This window comes from Bartonella sp. DGB2 (assembly GCF_046843095.1).
Taxonomy (GTDB): Bacteria; Pseudomonadota; Alphaproteobacteria; order Rhizobiales; family Rhizobiaceae; genus Bartonella.
The window spans coordinates 95,089-115,789 of sequence record NZ_CP177327.1 but is presented as its reverse complement, the minus strand read 5'-3'; the positions used below and the strand labels follow the sequence as shown (position 1 = coordinate 115,789).

At 44.8% G+C, this 20,701-nt stretch carries 16 protein-coding genes and 3 tRNA genes; 17 read left to right on the top strand and 2 right to left on the bottom strand.

The window, feature by feature from the left end:
- Positions 1-43 precede the first annotated feature (43 nt).
- The 4 genes from gatB to ACK28X_RS08575 all read left to right on the top strand — a co-directional run bounded on the left by gatB (position 44) and on the right by ACK28X_RS08575 (position 3,325).
- Positions 44-1,540: an Asp-tRNA(Asn)/Glu-tRNA(Gln) amidotransferase subunit GatB gene (gene gatB / locus ACK28X_RS08590; protein ID WP_412058515.1), complete on the top strand. Its 1,497-nt coding sequence runs from the start codon at positions 44-46 to the stop codon at positions 1,538-1,540.
- Position 1,541: 1 nt separating this feature from the next.
- On the top strand, positions 1,542-2,015 hold the full coding sequence (locus tag ACK28X_RS08585) for an N-acetyltransferase family protein (RefSeq protein WP_412058514.1): 474 nt from the start codon (positions 1,542-1,544) through the stop codon (positions 2,013-2,015).
- Between the two features lie 139 nt (positions 2,016-2,154).
- Positions 2,155-2,556, top strand: coding sequence for an NADH:ubiquinone oxidoreductase subunit NDUFA12 (locus ACK28X_RS08580; RefSeq protein WP_412058513.1), 402 nt, complete (start codon positions 2,155-2,157; stop codon positions 2,554-2,556).
- Positions 2,557-2,908: 352 nt separating this feature from the next.
- A complete protein-coding gene (locus ACK28X_RS08575) occupies positions 2,909-3,325 on the top strand; it encodes a DUF2155 domain-containing protein (protein WP_412058681.1) in 417 nt (138 codons plus the stop codon).
- A gap of 29 nt (positions 3,326-3,354) precedes the next feature.
- On the opposite strand, the gene ACK28X_RS08570 is transcribed toward ACK28X_RS08575, so the two are convergent.
- Entirely contained in the window at positions 3,355-4,215 is an 861-nt protein-coding gene (locus tag ACK28X_RS08570) for a DMT family transporter (protein WP_412058512.1), read from the bottom strand.
- Between the two features lie 292 nt (positions 4,216-4,507).
- On the opposite strand from ACK28X_RS08570, the gene ACK28X_RS08565 reads away from it, so the two are divergent.
- On the top strand, positions 4,508-5,194 hold the full coding sequence (locus tag ACK28X_RS08565) for a rhomboid family intramembrane serine protease (protein ID WP_412058511.1): 687 nt from the start codon (positions 4,508-4,510) through the stop codon (positions 5,192-5,194).
- A gap of 14 nt (positions 5,195-5,208) precedes the next feature.
- Here the strand turns inward: ACK28X_RS08565 and ACK28X_RS08560 are convergent, their stop codons facing one another.
- The gene (locus ACK28X_RS08560; RefSeq protein ID WP_412058510.1) at positions 5,209-6,069 is read right to left on the bottom strand and encodes a TrmH family RNA methyltransferase; all 861 of its coding nucleotides are present in this window, start codon (positions 6,067-6,069) and stop codon (positions 5,209-5,211) included.
- 212 nt (positions 6,070-6,281) lie between these two features.
- Here ACK28X_RS08560 and ACK28X_RS08555 point away from each other — a divergent pair.
- The 12 genes from ACK28X_RS08555 (at position 6,282) to rpoC (ending at position 20,684) form a co-directional block, all read left to right on the top strand.
- Positions 6,282-6,365 (top strand) — tRNA-Tyr (locus ACK28X_RS08555).
- 18 nt (positions 6,366-6,383) lie between these two features.
- Positions 6,384-6,457, top strand: a tRNA-Gly gene (locus tag ACK28X_RS08550).
- Between the two features lie 322 nt (positions 6,458-6,779).
- Entirely contained in the window at positions 6,780-7,955 is a 1,176-nt protein-coding gene (gene tuf / locus ACK28X_RS08545; protein WP_412058674.1) for an elongation factor Tu, read from the top strand.
- A gap of 166 nt (positions 7,956-8,121) precedes the next feature.
- A tRNA-Trp gene (locus tag ACK28X_RS08540) sits at positions 8,122-8,197 on the top strand.
- A gap of 239 nt (positions 8,198-8,436) precedes the next feature.
- Entirely contained in the window at positions 8,437-8,649 is a 213-nt protein-coding gene (gene secE / locus ACK28X_RS08535) for a preprotein translocase subunit SecE (RefSeq protein ID WP_412058673.1), read from the top strand.
- 19 nt (positions 8,650-8,668) lie between these two features.
- The gene (gene nusG, locus ACK28X_RS08530; protein WP_412058672.1) at positions 8,669-9,199 is read left to right on the top strand and encodes a transcription termination/antitermination protein NusG; all 531 of its coding nucleotides are present in this window, start codon (positions 8,669-8,671) and stop codon (positions 9,197-9,199) included.
- Between the two features lie 218 nt (positions 9,200-9,417).
- Complete coding sequence (gene rplK / locus ACK28X_RS08525) at positions 9,418-9,846, top strand: 50S ribosomal protein L11 (RefSeq protein WP_412058671.1); 429 nt, start codon at positions 9,418-9,420, stop codon at positions 9,844-9,846.
- 4 nt (positions 9,847-9,850) lie between these two features.
- Positions 9,851-10,549 (top strand): 50S ribosomal protein L1, encoded by a 699-nt coding sequence (gene rplA / locus ACK28X_RS08520; RefSeq protein ID WP_412058670.1) that lies wholly within the window; start codon positions 9,851-9,853, stop codon positions 10,547-10,549.
- Positions 10,550-10,924: 375 nt separating this feature from the next.
- A complete protein-coding gene (gene rplJ, locus ACK28X_RS08515) occupies positions 10,925-11,443 on the top strand; it encodes a 50S ribosomal protein L10 (protein ID WP_412058669.1) in 519 nt (172 codons plus the stop codon).
- Positions 11,444-11,531: 88 nt separating this feature from the next.
- Positions 11,532-11,903 carry a 50S ribosomal protein L7/L12 gene (rplL, locus tag ACK28X_RS08510; RefSeq protein ID WP_412058668.1) on the top strand — a complete coding sequence of 124 codons (372 nt, stop codon included), beginning with the start codon at positions 11,532-11,534 and terminating at the stop codon, positions 11,901-11,903.
- Between the two features lie 295 nt (positions 11,904-12,198).
- On the top strand, positions 12,199-16,335 hold the full coding sequence (gene rpoB / locus ACK28X_RS08505) for a DNA-directed RNA polymerase subunit beta (protein WP_412058667.1): 4,137 nt from the start codon (positions 12,199-12,201) through the stop codon (positions 16,333-16,335).
- A 140-nt stretch (positions 16,336-16,475) separates the two neighbouring features.
- A complete protein-coding gene (gene rpoC / locus ACK28X_RS08500) occupies positions 16,476-20,684 on the top strand; it encodes a DNA-directed RNA polymerase subunit beta' (RefSeq protein ID WP_412058666.1) in 4,209 nt (1,402 codons plus the stop codon).
- The last annotated feature ends 17 nt before the right edge of the window (positions 20,685-20,701 follow it).

The following is a 20,701-nucleotide window of genomic DNA, read 5'->3' as shown; positions in this document are numbered from 1 at the left end:
TATGAGCGTGAGATACGCTTTTAACAGAATCATGGATTGAGTAATGACCCTTGTTGATACACGGATTCCAGATCCAAAACATTTTATTTCAGGCGCCACTGGTGATTGGGAAGTCATCATCGGGATGGAAGTTCATGCCCAAGTTTCTTCTCGATCCAAGCTTTTTTCTGGTGCTGCTACTCAGTTTGGGGCTGCTCCTAATGATCAAGTTTCATTGGTAGATGCTGCTATGCCTGGAATGTTGCCCGTGATTAATCGTGAATGTGTGCGCCAAGCGGTGAAAACAGGGCTGGGCTTGAAAGCAAAGATTAATCTCAAATCAGTCTTTGATCGCAAAAATTATTTTTATCCTGACCTACCGCAAGGCTATCAAATTTCACAATTTCAACAGCCGATTGTAGGGGAAGGGCAGATTATAGTCTCTGTTGGCCCCGATTCTAAGGGGCATTTTGAAGATGTTGAAATTGGTATTGAGCGCCTCCATTTGGAGCAAGATGCTGGTAAATCTTTGCATGATCAGCATCCAACTATGTCCTTTGTTGATCTTAACCGGTCGGGTGTTGCTTTAATGGAGATTGTTTCAAAGCCGGATTTGCGATCTTCCGATGAGGCTAAGGCCTATATGACTAAATTGCGTACCATTTTGCGCTATTTGGGCACTTGCGATGGCAATATGGATGAAGGTTCTATGCGCGCGGATGTTAATGTTTCGGTGCGGCGTCCTGGTGGAGCCTTTGGCACGCGCTGCGAGATTAAAAATGTGAATTCTATTCGTTTTATTGGCCAAGCAATTGAGTATGAGGCACGCCGCCAAATCGCTATTTTAGAAGATGGTGGTGTAATTGCTCAAGAAACGCGGTTATTTGATGCTACCAAAGGTGAAACACGGTCGATGCGTTCTAAAGAAGAGGCGCATGATTATCGTTACTTTCCTGACCCAGATTTAATGCCTTTGGAGTTTAGTCAAGCATTCGTAGATGAAATAGCGGCAAGCCTACCAGAATTACCCGATGAAATTAAAACGCGTTTTGTTAAAACGATGGGGCTTACAGCCTATGATGCCTCAATTTTGGTTAGTGAAAAAGCCATTGCCGATTATTTTATGGCGGTAGCGCAGGGGCGGGATGGTAAATTGGCTGCTAATTGGGTGATTAATGACCTTTTGGGTGCTTTGAATAAGGCGGGACTTAGTATTGATGAAACCCCTATAGCTCCTCAGCAATTGGGTGAAATTATTGAGCTAATTAAAGAAGGTGTCATATCGGGTAAAATTGCTAAGGATGTTTTTGAGATTGTTTGGCAAGAGGGCGGTAGCCCACGGCGTATTGTAGAAGAGCGGGGTATGAAACAAGTGAGCGATACTGCTGCTTTGGAGGCGGCCGTCAATGAAATCATTAATGCTAACCCTGATAAAGTGGCGCAAGCGCAAGTTAAGCCCAATCTAGCTGGTTGGTTTGTAGGACAGGTCATGAAAGCGACTAGTGGTAAGGCCAACCCGCAAGCTGTTAATGATTTAGTTAAGACTAAGCTTGGGATTTGATATGTGGGTACGGAGTGCTGCAAAAGCGGATATCAATGCTTTAAGCGCGTTGTTAGAAGAAACGGTGCATGCTACCTATGATGATCTTTGGGGAGTAGCCAAAACGCAAGAATTTATTGATTTGGAATATAATACATCTGTATTAGAAAAATGTCTTGCGAGGCCTTATTCGGAATACGTAGTGGTTGATGGCGGCCAGGGGCCTGTAGGGGCTGGTTTTGCCGTTCAAAGCACAAAGGACCTTGTGGTTATTGAACAGCTTTACATATGTCCAGCCTACCAACGCCAAGGATTTGGAAAGAGCCTTTTGCGAGAAATTTTAGAATCTTTCCCTGAGGTTCATCATTTTCAGGTGATGCTTCCTAGAAAGAACCGCTGCTTGCATTTTTTTAACCATTTTGGATTTTTCGTAATAAAAGATGAAGCCACACAAGATGTGGTTATTCTTGAAAAGGTATTGGAAGAGGTAGAATAAGCGGCTTTATCGCCGCTTGCCCCTTGCTTTTAGGGGTATAAAACGCCATAAAGAGAGGTAAAGGCTTTAGTAAAATGGGTCTCATGGGTTGTAGTGAGACGTTTACGGGTAACAAAATATTGCTGAACAGGAGTCATATATGGCTGGTTTTTTGAAACAATTTTTCACTTGGTGGAACGGCAATACAATTAACACGCGTTTTTTTACTTGGCGTAAAGGCAAAACGGTTGGGGAAGATCAGTTTGGCAATGTTTATTATGAAGGTGGCCACCATAAGGATGGATACCCTCGCCGTTGGGTTATTTATCAAAATTATTCTGAAGCTTCAACAATTCCGCCTGGTTGGCATGGATGGATGCATCATCGCACTGATACACCCCCTAGCGAAGAAGTTTATCAAGCCGCGCCTTGGGAATTGTCTCACCTTCCCAATATGACAGGAACGAAGGACGCTTACCGTCCTAAAAGCTCTCTTAGTCGCACTGGCGCCCGTCCTTCTGTTAGCGGTGACTATGAGGCTTGGCAACCCGAATCGCGCTAAGATAGGCAATCTTGCCTTTTCATGACCATAATTATTGTTTAGTCTAAATTGATATGAGTATCGTTGATTCTTATTATTGGCATTTGCTCTGGCATTTTGTTTTAAGCCAAGCTTTTTGCGGAAGTAATATTCCTTTTCACGATGGGCTATTAACTGGCACGGTGTTATGAATTTATTACGTTTATTTTGTTTTCGCTATTTATCCCTTGGTTATACGGCGTTTTTTTTTGCTTCATCCTTTATGCCTACAAGCATTATCGCCCAAACGATAGACAATAATGGTTATTATAATGGTTATTATACTGTGTCGCCTCAAGACGATGATGTTAGTGAGCAACCTGAACAGAAACCATTGAGGGCGCCTACTTCTTCGCCGCAGGATGCTAATATTGCCCCCGCCGAGGAACGAATTCGTAATCCAATCGCTACCTTTTCTGGTCTTGATAAAATCACTGGCCATATCACAAGCTTTGATGTGCCGATTGATAAGACTTATCGCTTTGGTGCATTAGAAGTAACACCACGTGTCTGCTATACTAGTCCGCCTTATCTCCCTACTAAAACTGATGGTTTTGTCGAGGTTAATGAGATCACTATTGACAAAAAAATTAATAGGATTTTTACGGGCTGGATGTTTGCTGATAGCCCAGGACTTAATGCGGTTGAGCACCCTATTTATGATGCATGGCTCACGGGCTGTAAAGGAGGCGAAGTATCGGGGGCTCAAGCTTTGCCCGATTCAAACACGACTGCGTCTAGCAATCCTTAGTGAATACTTAAATTTAGGTTTTCTAACTTTTATTTTCTTTTTACGAGGTATATCCCGTAAAGCACAATAAACAGCCCCCCTATCTCAACGGGTGATAAAGTTTCATGAAATAAGAAAAAGGCGTAAAGTGCTGCTAAAACTGGTTGGGTTAAAACTAGAATAGAGGCAAGCGAAGCAGAAATACGGCCCAAGGTGAAGCTTAGCCCGCCTTGTCCTAATATTTGCGAAAAGATGGCAAGCCCTAAAGAAGGCGCTAGCATAGCCCAGCTGGTGGGCGTTTCAATTCCCTCTGTTAGCAAGCAAATTATAAAAAGTACCACCAAAGATCCATAGCCGCTATAATACATAATTTGAATGGCGCTTGCTTGATGGCGTAATTTATAGACGGACATCAAAAACGCCGCATAAAAGAAGGAAACGGAGAGGGCGATAGTATCTCCTAAAAGATGAAATGAGGCGGGCGAAGATTTACCAAAAATAATAAGAGCCGTGCCAAAAAGGACAATAATCGAGCCGATGAAAAAGTTGCGTGATATGGCTTCTTTATAGAAAAAATATGAAAAGGGAATAATAATAAATGGAACAAAATTCGAAAAAATATTAGCATTGGCAATGGTTGTGTGATGGAAGGCAATGTTCCATAAAGCTAGATCGAAACCTAGAAAGACGCCCGCCATAAAAAGAAGTAAAATTGCTTTACGTCGCAACCTATTTACTTGCGCATATTTCTTTTCAATTAGTAAAAGTGGAAACAAAATAGGTAGGCTTAAGGCAATACGCCAAAGGCCGGTATTGATCGGCCCCATAGGGCTCATTCTAACAAAAATGCCTCCCATAGCTAAAAAGGCCATAGCAATGAGGGCAAGGAGAATATTTTTATTGTTTTCCATAGGATTATTCGCAAGGGCAGGGGGCTATGAATGAGGGCCCCTCATTTTAGCGATGGGCGCTGACGCGGTAAAATTTAAAAAAATATCCTTGGTGGATAGGGTTCAATTATGTCTATTAACGCAAAGTTTTGCTTGTGTCTAGAAATGCTTGGGGGGGTGTAACCCTTTGGCGTAGCTATAGAGCAGGGTGTGCTATGCGTACAAAGATTGATTTGGTAAAAGGGTGTCTTTATTAGCTCTCTTTATTATTTTGTTTTCGCGCTTTATATATGGTTTTTTAGAAAGGATCTTTATGTTTGACACCTCCCCTAAGCATGGTCGAGCGTCTTTTTTGAATGCACCTCTAGTGGTAATCCTTATAATAAGCTTATGCTTTTTGGCTTATGTGGTTCCCACTTACTTTTTTTCACCAATGCTAGAAGATCAATTTATTGTGACATTTTCATTTATCCCAACTTTGTTTTTCAATGCTCCTGGGCAACATTGGTATAGTGCTGTAAGTTATTCTTTTTTGCATGCAAGCTGGGCTCATGTGGGAAGTAATATGGCTTGGTTTTTAGTCTTTGGAACTCCTTTGGCGAATCGGTTGGGTACGATGCGCTTTTTGCTATTTTGGTTGGTAATGGCAGCACTTGCTTTGTTACCTTATGGTTTCTTTTATGCTAATAATTCTACGCCTTTGGTAGGTGCTTCGGGCGCTGTTGCGGCTTTGATGGGGGCGGGTGCGCGCTACGGTTTTGCGCGCCCGCCCCTGTTACAAAGCCGAGGGCGACCTACATTTACGGGACCTCTTTTACCTGTTGGAGAAGCCTTGCATTTGCAAATTGTTATAGTCTTTTTGGGCTTTTGGTTATTAACTAATTTAGTAATTGGTTTCATTAATTGGCAATTTGCCGATTGGGGCACTTCTATCGCTTGGCAAGCTCATATTGGAGGGCTTGTCGCGGGCTTTTTTTTGATTGGTCTCTTCGACCCCTAAAACGGGACTGCTTGTTAAAACGGAGGGGTTTGGCCGCGTAAGTAATTATGAGTAGCATAGAGCGCAATAGCTGCTGCATTGGACACATTAAGCGATTTGATTAAACCAGGCATGTCAAGGCGTGCTAAGCGCGAAGCGGTTGTACGAGTCTTTTGGCGTAAACCTCTACCCTCCGCCCCCAAAATCAAAGCAATTTTTTTGCCATGCAAACTTTTTTCTAAAAGGCATGGGCCTTCAGAATCAAGACCAATGCTTATAAAGCCTATCTCATGTAGTGTGTTTAGAGTCTCGCTTAAATTGCGTACACTGATATGATCAATCATTTCTAAAGCGCCAGAAGCAGATTTAGCTAAGACACCGCTTTCTTGAGAAGAATGGCGATGGGTCGTAATCAAAGCTCCTGCTTTAAAAGCTACAGCAGAGCGTAGAATCGCTCCAACATTATGTGGATCGGTAATTTGATCTAAAAGAAGTACGAGATTCGTGTCGCTGAGAGCGGAGAGGGCGCGCGGCTTTAGAGGTTCGGTCTCTAAAATAATTCCTTGATGAACCGCATCGCTGCCTACCAACCGGTCAAGCTCTTTAGGGCTGGTAAGTGTGAGGGGGCAAGGGAGGCTTGCTTCTTTTTGGTTTAAACGCTTGAAGGCGTTAGGGCTACAATAGAGCCGAAAAGCGCGCCGCGCGGGATTTTTTAGAGCAGCTTCCACGGTATGGAAACCATATAGATGTATCTGCCCATTTACAGTTTTCGTAGCTGGTATGGTTGTTTTTTGATTCATATCTTTATTGGGTTGTTTGTATGAAGGCGCTTGACGGTCGCGGTATTGGCGGCGCAAACGGGCGTAATGAGAATCTTTCGGAGTGTGCTGAGACATAAATAGTGAGGCTCCTGAGTTTACTGCGCGATTTAATGATAAGGGTGTCTGTATATGGGATCGCTCGTCGCGCAAAGCAAAAAAATTTTAGTAGACGCGAAAAATCTGATTTAGACGGTTGACAGAAGGGCTTCTTATCGCCATAAAGACCTCGCTGATGTTCGAGATTGAGTATAAGTATATTCAATATTTCTGAGCATATTACGGCTAATGGAGGGGTGCCCGAGTGGTTAAAGGGGGCGGACTGTAAATCCGTTGCGTATGCTACGTTGGTTCGAATCCAACCCCCTCCACCATTTGCCGTTACCATTCCCGCGGGTATAGCTCAATGGTAGAGCAGCAGCCTTCCAAGCTGAATATGCGGGTTCGATTCCCGCTACCCGCTCCATGGTTGTATTTCCCTTAAAAGATATTTTGATTTTAATATCCTTATATCAGGGTGATTCCTTTCTATGAAATTATTTGGCGTGCTATAAAACACTATTGCATAATCCAAAATAAGGCTTTATAGGCTGATTTAATTGTTGCTTTATGGTGAGTACTTTCATTATAAAGTGTATATACGACCTAAACTCAATGGAGTCTATGAATGGATTTTGGGTAGGGTCTGATGGTATTCCCATCATTTTAAGTGTGAGGCCGGCCTTTTAGGGTGGCAAATTCGGTTTTGATGCCTATGAGGGCGCTAGCAAGACGAGAGATCTACGGCAATGGCAAAGAGCAAATTTGAACGTACGAAGCCGCATGTGAACATTGGCACGATTGGGCATGTTGATCATGGTAAGACATCCTTGACAGCAGCGATTACCAAATATTTTGGTGAATATCAGGCCTATGATCAAATTGATGCGGCGCCGGAAGAACGGGCTCGTGGGATTACGATTTCTACTGCGCACGTTGAATATGAAACTGAGGCGCGTCACTATGCGCATGTGGATTGTCCTGGTCACGCTGACTATGTAAAAAACATGATCACTGGTGCGGCACAAATGGATGGAGCCATTTTGGTAGTTTCTGCTGCTGATGGTCCAATGCCGCAGACCCGTGAGCACATTCTTTTGGCGCGTCAGGTTGGTGTGCCGGCGATTGTTGTTTTCTTGAATAAGGTTGATCAAGTTGATGACGAAGAGTTGTTAGAATTGGTGGAATTGGAAGTACGTGAACTTCTTTCTAAGTATGACTTTCCAGGCGATGATATCCCTATTGTGAAGGGTTCAGCTTTGGCGGCGTTAGAAGATTCTAATAAAGCGATTGGTGAAGATGCTGTACGTGCTTTGATGGCTGAGGTAGATCGTTACATTCCAACGCCTGAGCGTCCTGTGGATCAACCTTTCTTGATGCCGGTTGAAGATGTATTTTCAATTTCTGGTCGTGGGACGGTGGCAACGGGTCGTGTTGAGCGTGGGATCGTCAAGGTTGGTGAAGAAGTTGAGATTATTGGTATTCGCCCTACCTCAAAGACCACGGTAACGGGTGTGGAAATGTTCCGCAAGCTTTTGGATCAAGGGCAAGCGGGTGATAATATTGGTGCTCTGTTGCGTGGTGTGGATCGCGAAGGGATTGAACGTGGGCAAGTTTTGGCAAAGCCTGGTTCAGTTACACCGCACACGAAGTTTAAGGCTGAGGCGTATATTTTGACCAAGGATGAAGGCGGTCGCCATACACCGTTTTTCACGAATTACCGTCCACAATTTTATTTCCGTACTACGGATGTGACAGGCATTGTTAGCTTGCCTGAAGGGACGGAAATGGTTATGCCTGGTGACAATGTGGCGATGGATGTGTCGTTGATTGTGCCGATTGCGATGGAAGAAAAGCTTCGGTTTGCAATTCGTGAAGGTGGCCGCACCGTTGGGGCGGGAATCGTTTCACAGATCGTTGAATAAGGTCTAGGCGGCATCTATGATGTAGGTGCCGCTTTTCTAGGTGTAGTAGGAAGCTAATTTTCTGTAAATCTTTCTAAGGTTATCGCGTTAATTTCATGTATAGGTACAGAGCCTTGCGTGAAGTATGTGTCCTACAGGGCGTTTGCTTTGGTAGGATATAGTTTTAAGGGGTATAGCTCAGTTGGTAGAGCGGCGGTCTCCAAAACCGCAGGTCGCGGGTTCGAACCCTGCTGCCCCTGCCATAATTTGAAAGATATTTGAAAAAGTTTGGGCGCGGTGGTTTTTATGGAGAAGGGGGGTTGCCTTTTTCTTCATAAATCGTTATTTCAAAAGGGCATGTAAGCCTATTGCTTGTCATGGTTATGTTTTTTGTTGAATTATGCCGTTGGCAGGGGATATGCTTTGGTGTATTTTGATGCATTGGTTATTTTTGGCTAGATCATTGATAAAACATAGGCGCTAATTATATTAAGGACGGCTAATGTCATCTAAGACCAATCCTATTACTTTTTTAAAGCAAGTGCGAGCTGAGACGTCCAAGGTCAAATGGCCATCAAGGCGGGAGACCTTCATATCAACAGCTATGGTTTTGCTGATGACGGGTTTTGCGGCAACTTTCTTTTTTGTTGCTGATCAGATAATGAATTATGGTGTATGGGAGGGTATTGACCTCCTAAAGCGTTTGTTTAGTTGATAACGCAAGGAAATTTGCTGTGGCAGCTCGTTGGTATATTGTTCAAGCATATTCTAATTTTGAAAAAAAGGTTGCGGAATCGATTGAAAAAGAGATCAAGCAAAAGGGGCTTGATCATCTTTTTGAAAAAATTCTAGTTCCTACAGAAAAGTTTGTCGAAGTGCGGCGTGGTCGCAAGGTTGATCTTGAACGTAAATTTTTTCCTGGTTATGTTTTGGTGCGGGCAGATCTGACCGATGAGGCTTATCACTTAATTAAAAATACGCCAAAGGTAACAGGTTTTTTAGGGACGGAATCAAAGCCTGTTCCTATTTCTGATCATGAGGCAGAGCAGATTTTGGTGCAGATACAAGAGGGGGTTGAGCGGCCAAAGTCTTCTATTTCTTTTGAGGTGGGTGAACAAGTTCGGGTTTCTGATGGGCCTTTTGCTTCCTTTAATGGGATTGTGCAAGAGGTTGAAGAAGAGCGTTCACGGCTTAAAGTTGAAGTATCTATTTTTGGTCGTGCCACGCCCGTTGATCTTGAGTTTGGACAGGTAGAAAAAGTATAGGCTTCGTTTTTTGGATTCTTGAGTGGAGTCGTTGAAGTATATTTTGCACATATTGTGCTAGGTTTGAGTTGAATTTCGGTGGAAGGTGCAAGATTTTGCCAATCTCAATCCGTACCACCGAGCTGCGTGCTTAATCCTTACGTAATGTTATGAATTACGCGGGAGATTGAGTAAAATGAAGCGTCGGTTTGTCCGGCATTTAAAGAGAGGCAGATATTATGGCTAAAAAAATTGCGGGCCAGCTAAAGCTGCAAGTTCCTGCTGGGTCGGCGACCCCGTCGCCCCCTATCGGGCCAGCGTTGGGTCAGCGTGGTATTAATATTATGGAATTCTGTAAGGCGTTTAATGCGGCTACGCAGGAGATGGAAAAAGGCTCGCCTGTTCCGGTGTTAATTACCTATTACCAAGATAAGTCTTTTACCTTTGTGATGAAGACGCCACCTGTATCGTTCTTTTTGAAAAAAGAAGCCAATTTGAAATCAGGCTCAAAAGAGCCTGGCAAGGTTTCTGCAGGAACGATCTCTCGCGATAAGGTGCGCATAATTGCGGAAGCAAAAATGAAGGACCTTAACGCGAATGATATTGAGGCAGCAATGCGAATGGTCGAGGGGTCTGCCCGTTCGATGGGTTTAGAAGTGGTGGGCTAAGAGCATGGCAAAAGTAACAAAGAGATTAAAGCAAATCCGTGAAGGCATTGATAAAAATAAGTTTTATACTTTAGCAGAGGCAGTTTCGTTGGTTAAGGAGCGTGCTGTTGCTAAATTTGATGAAACTATCGAAATTTCAATGAATCTAGGAGTTGATCCTCGTCACGCTGATCAGATGGTGCGTGGTGTAGTTAATCTTCCCAACGGTACAGGGCGTACAGTGCGTGTGGCGGTTTTTGCTCGTGGTGATAAGGCTGAAGAAGCAAAAGCAGCAGGTGCTGACATTGTGGGTGCTGAAGATCTATTCGAAATGGTTAATGGCGGCACGATTAATTTTGATCGTTGTATCGCTACACCTGATATGATGCCTTTGGTTGGTCGTTTGGGAAAAATTTTGGGTCCCCGTAGTTTAATGCCAAATCCAAAAGTCGGGACGGTTACGCCTGATGTAGCGGCAGCTGTGAAGGCTTCTAAAGGCGGAGCGGTTGAATTCCGCGTTGAGCGGGCTGGTATTGTCCATGCGGGTATTGGTAAGGCCTCATTCGACGCTGAACAATTAGCAGAGAATATTATGGCCTTTGCAGATGCTGTGATTAAAGCTAAGCCGCAAGGTGCCAAGGGTGAGTATGTAAAACGGGTCGCCGTTTCTTCTACTATGGGAGTTGGGATAAAGGTTGATCCTGCTACATTGCGTTCTGCTTAAAATTCAGAGTCCTTGCTTTTCTTGGTAGGTAAGGTATGCATGTGTAGTGATGTTGAAAATTGGTGTCTATTAGGGGCGCTATAAGTAAAATAGCGGCGCATTAAATCGCCGCTTGTTATCCAAGTGTGAGCTTGGGTCATGCTGGGGTTTCCCAGAATGTCCTGTCCGAGATTGTGGGTGATGGTTCATCTTAATTATGCCTGCATGAGACTGGGGTAATGGCCTATTGAATATATCAAGGGGTTTGAACCAGCGTTGCCTTTGCGTGTTTTGGCACAAAGAAGGGGACAGGATCCTCATCGATGACATAGTAATATGTTATCAAAGGTAACCTGCAGGCTTTGTTTGACAAGGCTTGTGAAATGGAGAGAGACAGTGGATAGAGCGGAGAAACGCGAATTTGTCACATGGCTTAATGGGGCTTTTAAAGAGTCCGGTTCTGTTGTTGTGGCGCATTATTCCGGTCTGACAGTGGCGCAAATGAATGACCTTCGGTCAAAAATGCGTGGTGCTGGCGGAACGGTAAAGGTCGCTAAAAACCGCCTTGCCAAAATTGCTCTTCAGGGTACAGAATCGGAAGCAATGGCAGATCTTTTTGTTGGGCAGACTTTGGTTGCCTATTCAGAAGATCCTATTATAGCGCCAAAAATTGCAATCGATTTTGCCAAAACCAATGAGAAACTTGTGATCCTTGGCGGGAGTATGGGTGCAGTTAGCTTAAGTGCAGATGCGGTGAAGTCTTTGGCTTCCTTGCCATCACTTGATGAGCTGCGTGCCCAATTGGTGGGTATGATTTCCACCCCCGCTACGCGTATCGCCCAAGTTATCAGTGCACCTGCTGGTCAGGTGGCACGGGTTATTGGTGCTTATGCCCGGGAGGGCGAGGCGGCTTAGGGCTGTTTCGCGATTGTGCAAAGAAGACTCCTTTGCATGAAGCAAACTATTAACAATTGTTCAAACCTTTTAGTGTTAGGAAAATAAAATGGCTGATCTCGCAAAGATCGTAGAAGACCTTTCCAGTCTTACTGTTTTGGAAGCTGCTGAACTTTCAAAAATGCTTGAGGAAAAATGGGGCGTATCTGCTTCTGCTCCTGTTGCTGTTGCTGCAGCTCCTGGCGCTGCGGCTCCTGCTGCAGAAGAAAAAACCGAATTTGACGTTATTCTTGTTGAAGGTGGAGCGCAAAAAATCAATGTGATTAAAGAAGTGCGCGCTCTTACTGGTCTTGGTTTAAAAGAAGCTAAAGATTTGGTTGATGGTGCACCTAAGCCTATCAAAGAAGCGGCGTCTAAAGATGAAGCTGAAAAAATTAAAGCCCAGTTGGAAGCTGCTGGTGCTAAGGTTGAGCTTAAGTAACTTTGTGGACGGGTCCCTTTGCAGGACCCGTCAAACCCACGGGTAGGGGCCTTTGGCTCCTATGCTTTGGGTTTTTACTAAACCCTTTTCCTGACAGGTGGAGGCTGTGAGGAAACGGGTTTAACCCGTTCAAGGACCTAGCTTTTCCAAACGATTGGATGGTTGGTGGTTAGGCTTTGAGATGATGAGTGCTCCGGTTGCATGGGGGCGCCAGGTGAACTGGTCTGCATAGCAGGCTGCGGATGTGTGGCTTTCAAGGTTCGTCAATCTTGAAAGCATAAATTGAGGAGCGACGATGGCTCAGACCCTATCCTTTAATGGTCGTAAGCGCGTACGCAAGTTTTTTGGAAAAATTCCTGAAGTGGCAGAGATGCCGAACCTAATTGAGGTTCAAAAGGCATCTTATGATCAATTCCTGATGGTTGAAGAACCAGAGGGCGGGCGTCCCGATGAAGGCTTGCAAGCGGTTTTTAAATCTGTATTTCCTATTTCAGATTTTAATGGTGCCTCTATACTAGAATTTGTTCGTTATGAATTTGAGGCTTCAAAATTCGATGTAGAAGAGTGTCGCCAACGCGATTTAACGTATGGAGCACCTCTTAAGGTAACGTTGCGCCTTATCGTTTTTGATATTGACGAAGATACTGGCTCAAAAGATATTAAAGACATTAAAGAGCAAAGTGTCTATATGGGCGATATGCCGCTTATGACCGATAATGGTACTTTTGTTGTCAATGGGACTGAGCGTGTTATCGTGTCACAAATGCATCGCTCACCTGGTGTCTTTTTTGACCATGATAAAGGTAAATCCCATTCATCAGGTAAACTATTGTTTGCTGCTCGAATCATCCCTTATCGTGGCTCATGGCTGGATATTGAATTTGATGCTAAAGACATTGTCTATGCTCGGATTGATCGGCGGCGTAAAATTCCTGTCACTAGTTTATTAATGGCGCTGGGGATGGACGGTCAGGAAATCCTTTCTACCTTTTATAACACGCTTACTTACGAGCGTGATAAGGATGATTGGCGCATTGCCTATTCAGCTGAACGCTTCAAGGGATTGAAACTTACAAGCGATTTGATTGATGCCGATAGCGGTGAAATTGTGGTGGAAGCAGGCCGTAAATTGACATCCCGTGCGGCCAAGCTTTTGGCTGAAAAGGGGCTGAAGGCAGTTAAAGCCACGCAAGATGACCTTTATGGATCCTACCTTGCCGAAGATATAGTTAATTTTGAAACTGGCGAAATTTACCTTGAGGCCGGTGATGAGATTGACGAAAAGACGCTGAAAATTCTCCTTGATACTAATGTTGATGAAATTAATGTCTTGGATATTGATCATGTCAATGTGGGCGCTTACGTTCGCAATACTTTGGCTGCTGATAAGAATGAAAGCCGTCAAGATGCTTTGTTTGATATCTACCGCGTTATGCGTCCAGGTGAGCCATCTACGATGGATACAGCAGAAGCGATGTTCCATTCGCTTTTCTTTGACCCAGAACGCTATGACCTTTCAGCGGTTGGCCGGGTAAAAATGAATATGCGCATGCAGCTTGATTGCCCTGATAGTGTGCGGGTTTTGCGTCAAGAAGATATTCTTGCCGTGGTGAAAATGTTGGTTGAACTGCGCGATGGGCGCGGTGAGATTGATGATATTGACAATTTGGGTAATCGTCGGGTGCGTTCAGTTGGTGAGCTTTTAGAGAACCAATATCGCGTTGGCCTTTTGCGAATGGAGCGCGCTATTAAAGAGCGTATGTCGTCAATTGAAATTGACACAATTATGCCCCAGGATCTGATTAACGCAAAGCCTGCAGCGGCTGCGGTGCGAGAGTTTTTTGGATCTTCGCAATTGTCGCAATTTATGGATCAAGTGAATCCACTTTCTGAAATTACCCATAAGCGCCGCCTATCAGCCCTGGGACCAGGGGGGCTAACGCGGGAGCGTGCAGGGTTTGAGGTGCGCGATGTGCATCCCACCCATTATGGCCGAATCTGTCCAATTGAAACCCCTGAAGGACCGAATATTGGTCTTATTAACTCACTTGCTACTTTTGCGCGGGTTAATAAATATGGCTTTATTGAAAGCCCTTATCGTAAGATTGTAGATGGAAAAGTTACCACCGAGGTTGTTTATCTTTCAGCCATGGAGGAAGCACGCCACTATGTCGCGCAGGCCAATTCGACTTTGGACGATGAAGGCCGTTTTAGTGAAGAATTTGTGGTATGTCGGCATGCGGGCGAGGTCTTGATGGCGCCGCGCGATATAGTTGATCTTATGGACGTTTCGCCAAAACAGCTTGTTTCGGTGGCGGCAGCTCTGATCCCTTTCCTTGAAAATGATGATGCTAATCGCGCGCTTATGGGCTCAAACATGCAAAGACAAGCTGTGCCGCTTGTACGGGCGGAAGCGCCTTTCGTGGGCACAGGGATGGAAGCTATTGTTGCGAGCGATTCAGGCGCGGCAATTGGCGCTAAACGTGGTGGTGTGGTTGACCAAGTGGATGCAACGCGGATTGTTATTCGTGCTACTGAAGATCTTGATCCATCGAAGACGGGAGTCGATATTTATCGGTTGCAAAAATTCCAGCGTTCTAACCAGTCGACCTGTATAAACCAACGGCCTCTCGTGCGAGTAGGGGACGTCATTCAAAAGGGTGACATCATTGCCGATGGTCCCTCAACAGATCTTGGCGATCTTGCCTTGGGTCGTAACGTTCTTGTCGCTTTTATGCCATGGAATGGCTATAACTATGAAGATTCTATTCTTCTTTCGGAGCGTATCGTTGCGGATGATGTTTTTACTTCTATTCATATTGAAGAATTTGAGGTGGCAGCGCGGGATACAAAATTAGGACCAGAAGAGATCACTCGCGATATTCCTAATGTATCAGAGGAAGCGCTAAAAAATCTTGATGAGGCAGGTATCGTCTATATTGGGGCTGAAGTACAGCCAGGCGATATTTTGGTAGGAAAAATTACCCCTAAAGGGGAAAGTCCTATGACACCGGAAGAAAAGCTTTTGCGAGCTATTTTTGGTGAAAAAGCTTCTGATGTGCGTGATACATCTTTACGTATGCCCCCTGGTACTTTTGGAACCATTGTTGAGGTTCGTGTTTTTAATCGTCATGGAGTAGAAAAAGATGAACGGGCTATGGCGATTGAACGTGAGGAAATTGAGCGTTTAGCCAAAGATCGTGACGACGAACAGTCAATTTTGGATCGCAATGTTTATGCGCGCCTTATTGATATGTTAGTAGATAAAGTGGCGGTTGAAGGACCTAAAGGATTTAAAAAGGGTAGCATTCTTGATCGAGAATTAATTGTCAACTACCCACGTTCGCAATGGTGGCAATTTGCAATAGAAGATGAAAAGCTTCAAGGTGAAATTGAGGCCTTGCGTAAGCAATATGATAGTTCAAAAGCTGCTTTACAACGGCGCTTTATGGATAAAGTGGAAAAAGTTCAACGGGGCGATGAAATGCCCCCTGGCGTTATGAAGCTTGTGAAAGTTTTCGTGGCAGTAAAACGAAAAATTCAACCTGGTGACAAAATGGCAGGTCGACATGGAAACAAAGGGGTTGTTTCACGGATTTTACCGGTGGAAGATATGCCTTTTCTTGAAGATGGAACGCATGCCGATATCGTGCTTAATCCGCTTGGGGTGCCCAGCCGAATGAATGTTGGACAAATATTGGAAACCCATTTGGGTTGGGCTTGTGCAGGTATGGGGAAGAAGATTGGCGAATTGTTGGAGAGTTATCAACAATCGGGCAATATTTCTCCTTTGCGCCAATGCCTTGAAGATATAATTCCTGATAATAGCCGTAATGAGCCAGTGCGTGATTATGATGATGAAAGCGTGGCACGCTTGGCACAGCAAATGAAGCGGGGGGTTTCTATTGCTACCCCAGTTTTTGATGGAGCGCATGAGGCTGATATTGACACTATGCTTGCTCAGGCAGGCTTAAACACATCAGGCCAAGTTACCCTTTATGATGGCCGGACTGGTGAAGCATTTGATCGACAAGTGACGGTGGGATATATCTATATGTTAAAGCTTAATCACTTGGTTGACGACAAGATTCACGCCCGCTCTATTGGACCCTATTCCCTGGTTACTCAGCAACCTTTAGGCGGGAAGGCGCAATTTGGTGGTCAGCGTTTTGGGGAAATGGAAGTTTGGGCCTTAGAAGCCTATGGGGCTGCTTATACATTACGCGAAATGCTCACCGTCAAATCTGATGATGTGGCAGGCCGTACCAAAGTGTACGAGGCGATTGTTCGCGGTGACGATACATTTGAAGCAGGCATCCCTGAGAGCTTTAACGTGCTTGTCAAAGAAATGCGTTCACTTGGCTTGAATGTAGAACTCGATGATACGCGAGAATTATTAGCCCAGCAAGCCTTAACAAATGCTGTTAAATAGAATGGGGGGGCGCGCTTTTGGCGCGCTCTCCGGCTTTTTGATAGAAGGCCACCTTAAAGCCCCCATGGATTTACTCGATAGCCGTGTGTATACTTTTTACCGCGCTGTCATAACGGGTTAGAACCCTCAAGGAGAACGACATGAACCACGAGGTCATGAAGCTTTTCAGCCCGCAGACCCCTGCGCAAGTTTTTGATTCTATTCGCATTTCTATTGCAAGTCCTGAAAAAATTCTCTCTTGGTCTTATGGCGAGATTAAAAAACCAGAGACTATCAATTACCGCACCTTTAAGCCTGAGCGAGATGGTCTTTTTTGCGCACGTATCTTTGGTCCTATTAAAGATTATGAATGTTTGTGCGGCAAATATAAGCGTATGAAATATAAAGGCATTATCTGTGAAAAATGTGGAGTTGAAGTAACTCTATCGCGGGTGCGTCGTGAGCGTATGGGGCATATTGAGCTTGCTGCCCCTGTAGCGCATATTTGGTTTTTGAAATCATTGCCAAGCCGCATCGGTACGCTTTTGGATATGCCGCTTAAGGATATTGAGCGGGTTTTATATTTTGAAAATTACATTGTTACCGAGCCAGGACTTACTTCTTTGAAGCAATACCAATTGCTTTCAGAAGAAGAATATATGCTTGCGGTTGATGAATTTGGTGAAGATCAATTCACCGCCCTTATCGGTGCGGGCGCTATCTATGAGCTTTTGGCGGCGATGGAGCTTGATAAGTTGGCTGATGAATTGCGAACCGACCTTGGTGCGGCCACATCGGAATTGAAGCAGAAAAAGCTGATGAAGCGGCTAAAAATCGTTGAAAACTTTATTGAATCGGGCAATCGGCCAGAATGGATGATCTTAAAAGTGATCCCCGTGATACCGCCCGATTTACGGCCTTTAGTGCCTCTTGATGGAGGGCGTTTTGCTACATCGGATTTAAACGATCTCTATCGTCGGGTTATTAACCGTAATAATCGTCTTAAACGGTTGATGGAATTGCGTGCTCCAGGGATTATTGTGCGTAATGAAAAGCGCATGTTACAAGAGGCTGTGGACGCTCTGTTTGATAACGGCCGCCGTGGGAGAGTGATTACCGGTGCTAATAAACGACCGCTGAAATCTCTTTCTGATATGCTGAAGGGAAAGCAGGGACGTTTTCGACAAAACCTGTTAGGAAAGCGGGTTGATTATTCTGGACGTTCGGTTATCGTTACGGGTCCAGAATTAAAACTTCATCAATGTGGTTTGCCTAAGAAAATGGCGCTTGAATTGTTCAAGCCGTTCATTTATGCGCGTCTTGATGCCAAAGGTTATTCTTCAACTGTTAAACAGGCAAAAAAACTGGTGGAGAAAGAGCGCCCTGAAGTTTGGGATATTTTGGATGAAGTAATCCGCGAGCACCCCGTTTTATTAAACCGCGCTCCTACTTTGCACCGGCTAGGCATTCAAGCTTTTGAACCCATACTGATTGAGGGGAAGGCAATTCAGCTTCATCCGCTGGTTTGTTCTGCTTTTAACGCTGACTTCGATGGAGATCAGATGGCAGTGCACGTACCGCTTTCGATTGAGGCTCAGTTAGAGGCGCGGGTGTTGATGATGTCGACCAACAATATCCTTCACCCAGCCAGTGGGGCGCCGGTTATCGTACCATCGCAGGATATGATTTTGGGGCTTTATTATCTTTCTATTGTTTCTGAAAAAGAACAAGGGGAAGGAATGGCTTTTGCTGACATGGGCGAATTACAGCATGCTCTTGAAAATAAAGTAGTTACATTGCATACTAAAATCAAGGGTCGCTATGTTTCTGTCGATGAAGAGGGCAACCGAGTAGCAAAACTGTATGATACTACGCCTGGGCGTTTGATTTTGGGTGAGTTATTGCCAAAAAACCCCAATGTTCCTTTTGATATTGTCAACCAAGAAATGACAAAAAAGAGCATTTCTAAGATGATTGATCATGTTTATCGTCATTGTGGACAAAAAGAAACTGTTATCTTTTGTGATCGTATCATGCAATTAGGCTTTGCTCATGCTTGCCGTGCCGGCATTTCATTTGGTAAGGATGATATGGTTATTCCTGAAAGTAAAGCCCGTTTGGTTGCGGAAACTGAAGCTTTGGCCAAAGAATATGAACAGCAATATAATGATGGTTTGATCACTCAAGGAGAAAAATACAATAAGGTTGTTGACGCTTGGGGCAAATGTACCGACCGAGTAGCCGATGAAATGATGCGGCGCATTCAAGCCGTAGAATTTGACCCTGCTACGGGGCGCCAAAAGCAGATGAACTCTATTTATATGATGTCGCACTCTGGGGCGCGGGGGTCTGCTAGCCAAATGCGGCAGTTGGCGGGGATGCGCGGCTTGATGGCTAAGCCTTCTGGTGAAATTATCGAAACGCCTATTATTTCTAACTTTAAAGAGGGGCTTACGGTTAATGAATATTTTAACTCCACCCACGGAGCGCGGAAAGGGTTGGCCGATACGGCTTTGAAGACAGCCAATTCAGGCTATTTAACACGCCGTCTTGTCGACGTAGCTCAAGATGCCATTATTTCATCAGTAGATTGTGGCACTGAAAAAGGCTTAACCATGCAGCCGATTGTAGATGCGGGGCAGGTGGTAGCTTCCCTTGGTCAGCGTATTTTGGGTAGAACCGCTTTGGTTGATATTCTTCATCCCGTGACGGGCGAATTAATGGTGGCCGGTGGCCGAATGATAGAAGAGGCAGATGTTGTAAAAATCGAAGAAGCCGGAATCCAATCAGTTCAAATCCGCTCTGCACTGACTTGCGAAACGCGGGTTGGGGTTTGTGCAAAATGTTATGGTCGTGATTTGGCGCGTGGAACGCCTGTTAATCAAGGCGAGGCAGTCGGGGTTATTGCTGCGCAATCGATTGGAGAGCCCGGTACCCAGCTTACTATGCGAACCTTCCACTTGGGTGGTACGGCTCAGGTGGTAGACTCTTCGTATATTGAGGCATCTTATGAAGGCAAGGTAGAATTGCGTAATCGTAATGTAGTGCGCAATTCTGAAGGGCATTTGGTGGTGATGGGTCGCAATATGACAGTTCTGATCAAGGATGAGAACGGTAAAGAACGAGCAAGTCACCGCGTTAGCTATGGTTCACGTCTTTTTGTTGATGATGGCGATGTGGTTAAACGTGGCCAACAGGTTGCTGAGTGGGATCCTTATACCCGCCCAATCATGACGGAAGTCGATGGCTATGTGAAATTTGAAGACATGGTCGATGGTTTATCTGTGACAGAAACAGCCGATGAATCAACGGGTATTACAAAACGCCAAGTTATTGACTGGCGTGCTAACCCCCGCGGCGTAGATCTTCGACCAGCCATTACCATTCATGAGAAAAAAGAAAGCGATGTTTTGGCAAAATTGTCAAAAGGCGGTGATGCACGCTACACAATGTCTGTTGAGACTATTCTTTCCGTTGAACCAGGAGCTCACGTGAAGGCTGGGGATGTTATTGCTCGTCTACCACTTGAAAGCGCAAAGACTAAAGATATCACGGGAGGGTTGCCGCGGGTTGCCGAATTATTTGAAGCTCGCCGTCCTAAAGATCACGCGATTATTGCTGAAATTGATGGTACGGTGCGTTTTGGACGCGATTACAAAAACAAACGCCGTATTGTTATTGAACCTAATGATCAAACGCTTGAGCCTGTTGAATATCTTATTCCTAAGGGTAAACCATTTCACCTTCAGGATGGAGATCAAATTGAAAAAGGTGATTATATCTTGGATGGCAATCCAGCGCCGCACGATATTTTGGCAATTAAGGGTGTTGAAGCTTTGGCTTCTTATTTGGTCAACGAAATCCAAGAAGTTTATCGATTGCAGGGGGTGATTATCAATGATAAGCATATTGAGGTGATCGTTCGTCAGATGTTGCAAAAAGTTGAGATCACTGAAGCAGGCGATTCTGGTTATATCCCTGGTGATCATGTTGATCGCATTGAGCTTGATGAGATCAATGATCGTTTGCTTGAGGAGGGGAAAACCCCCGCCGTAGGCAACCCTGTTCTTTTAGGTATCACCAAAGCATCTTTGCAAACGCCATCCTTTATTTCCGCGGCCTCTTTCCAAGAAACAACCCGTGTTTTGACAGAAGCAGCTGTGGCTGGGAAAATGGATACCTTGCAAGGGCTTAAAGAAAATGTGATCGTAGGTCGCCTTATTCCTGCAGGAACGGGGGGTACTATTGCTCAGATCCGCCGCATTGCAACAGCACGTGATGAGCTTATTGTCGATGAACGTCGCCGCAATAGTGGTCAAGAAGCAGCTAACGCGATGCTGATTGATATGACAAATAGTGCAGCGGAATAATTGCTGTTTGCCTTTAG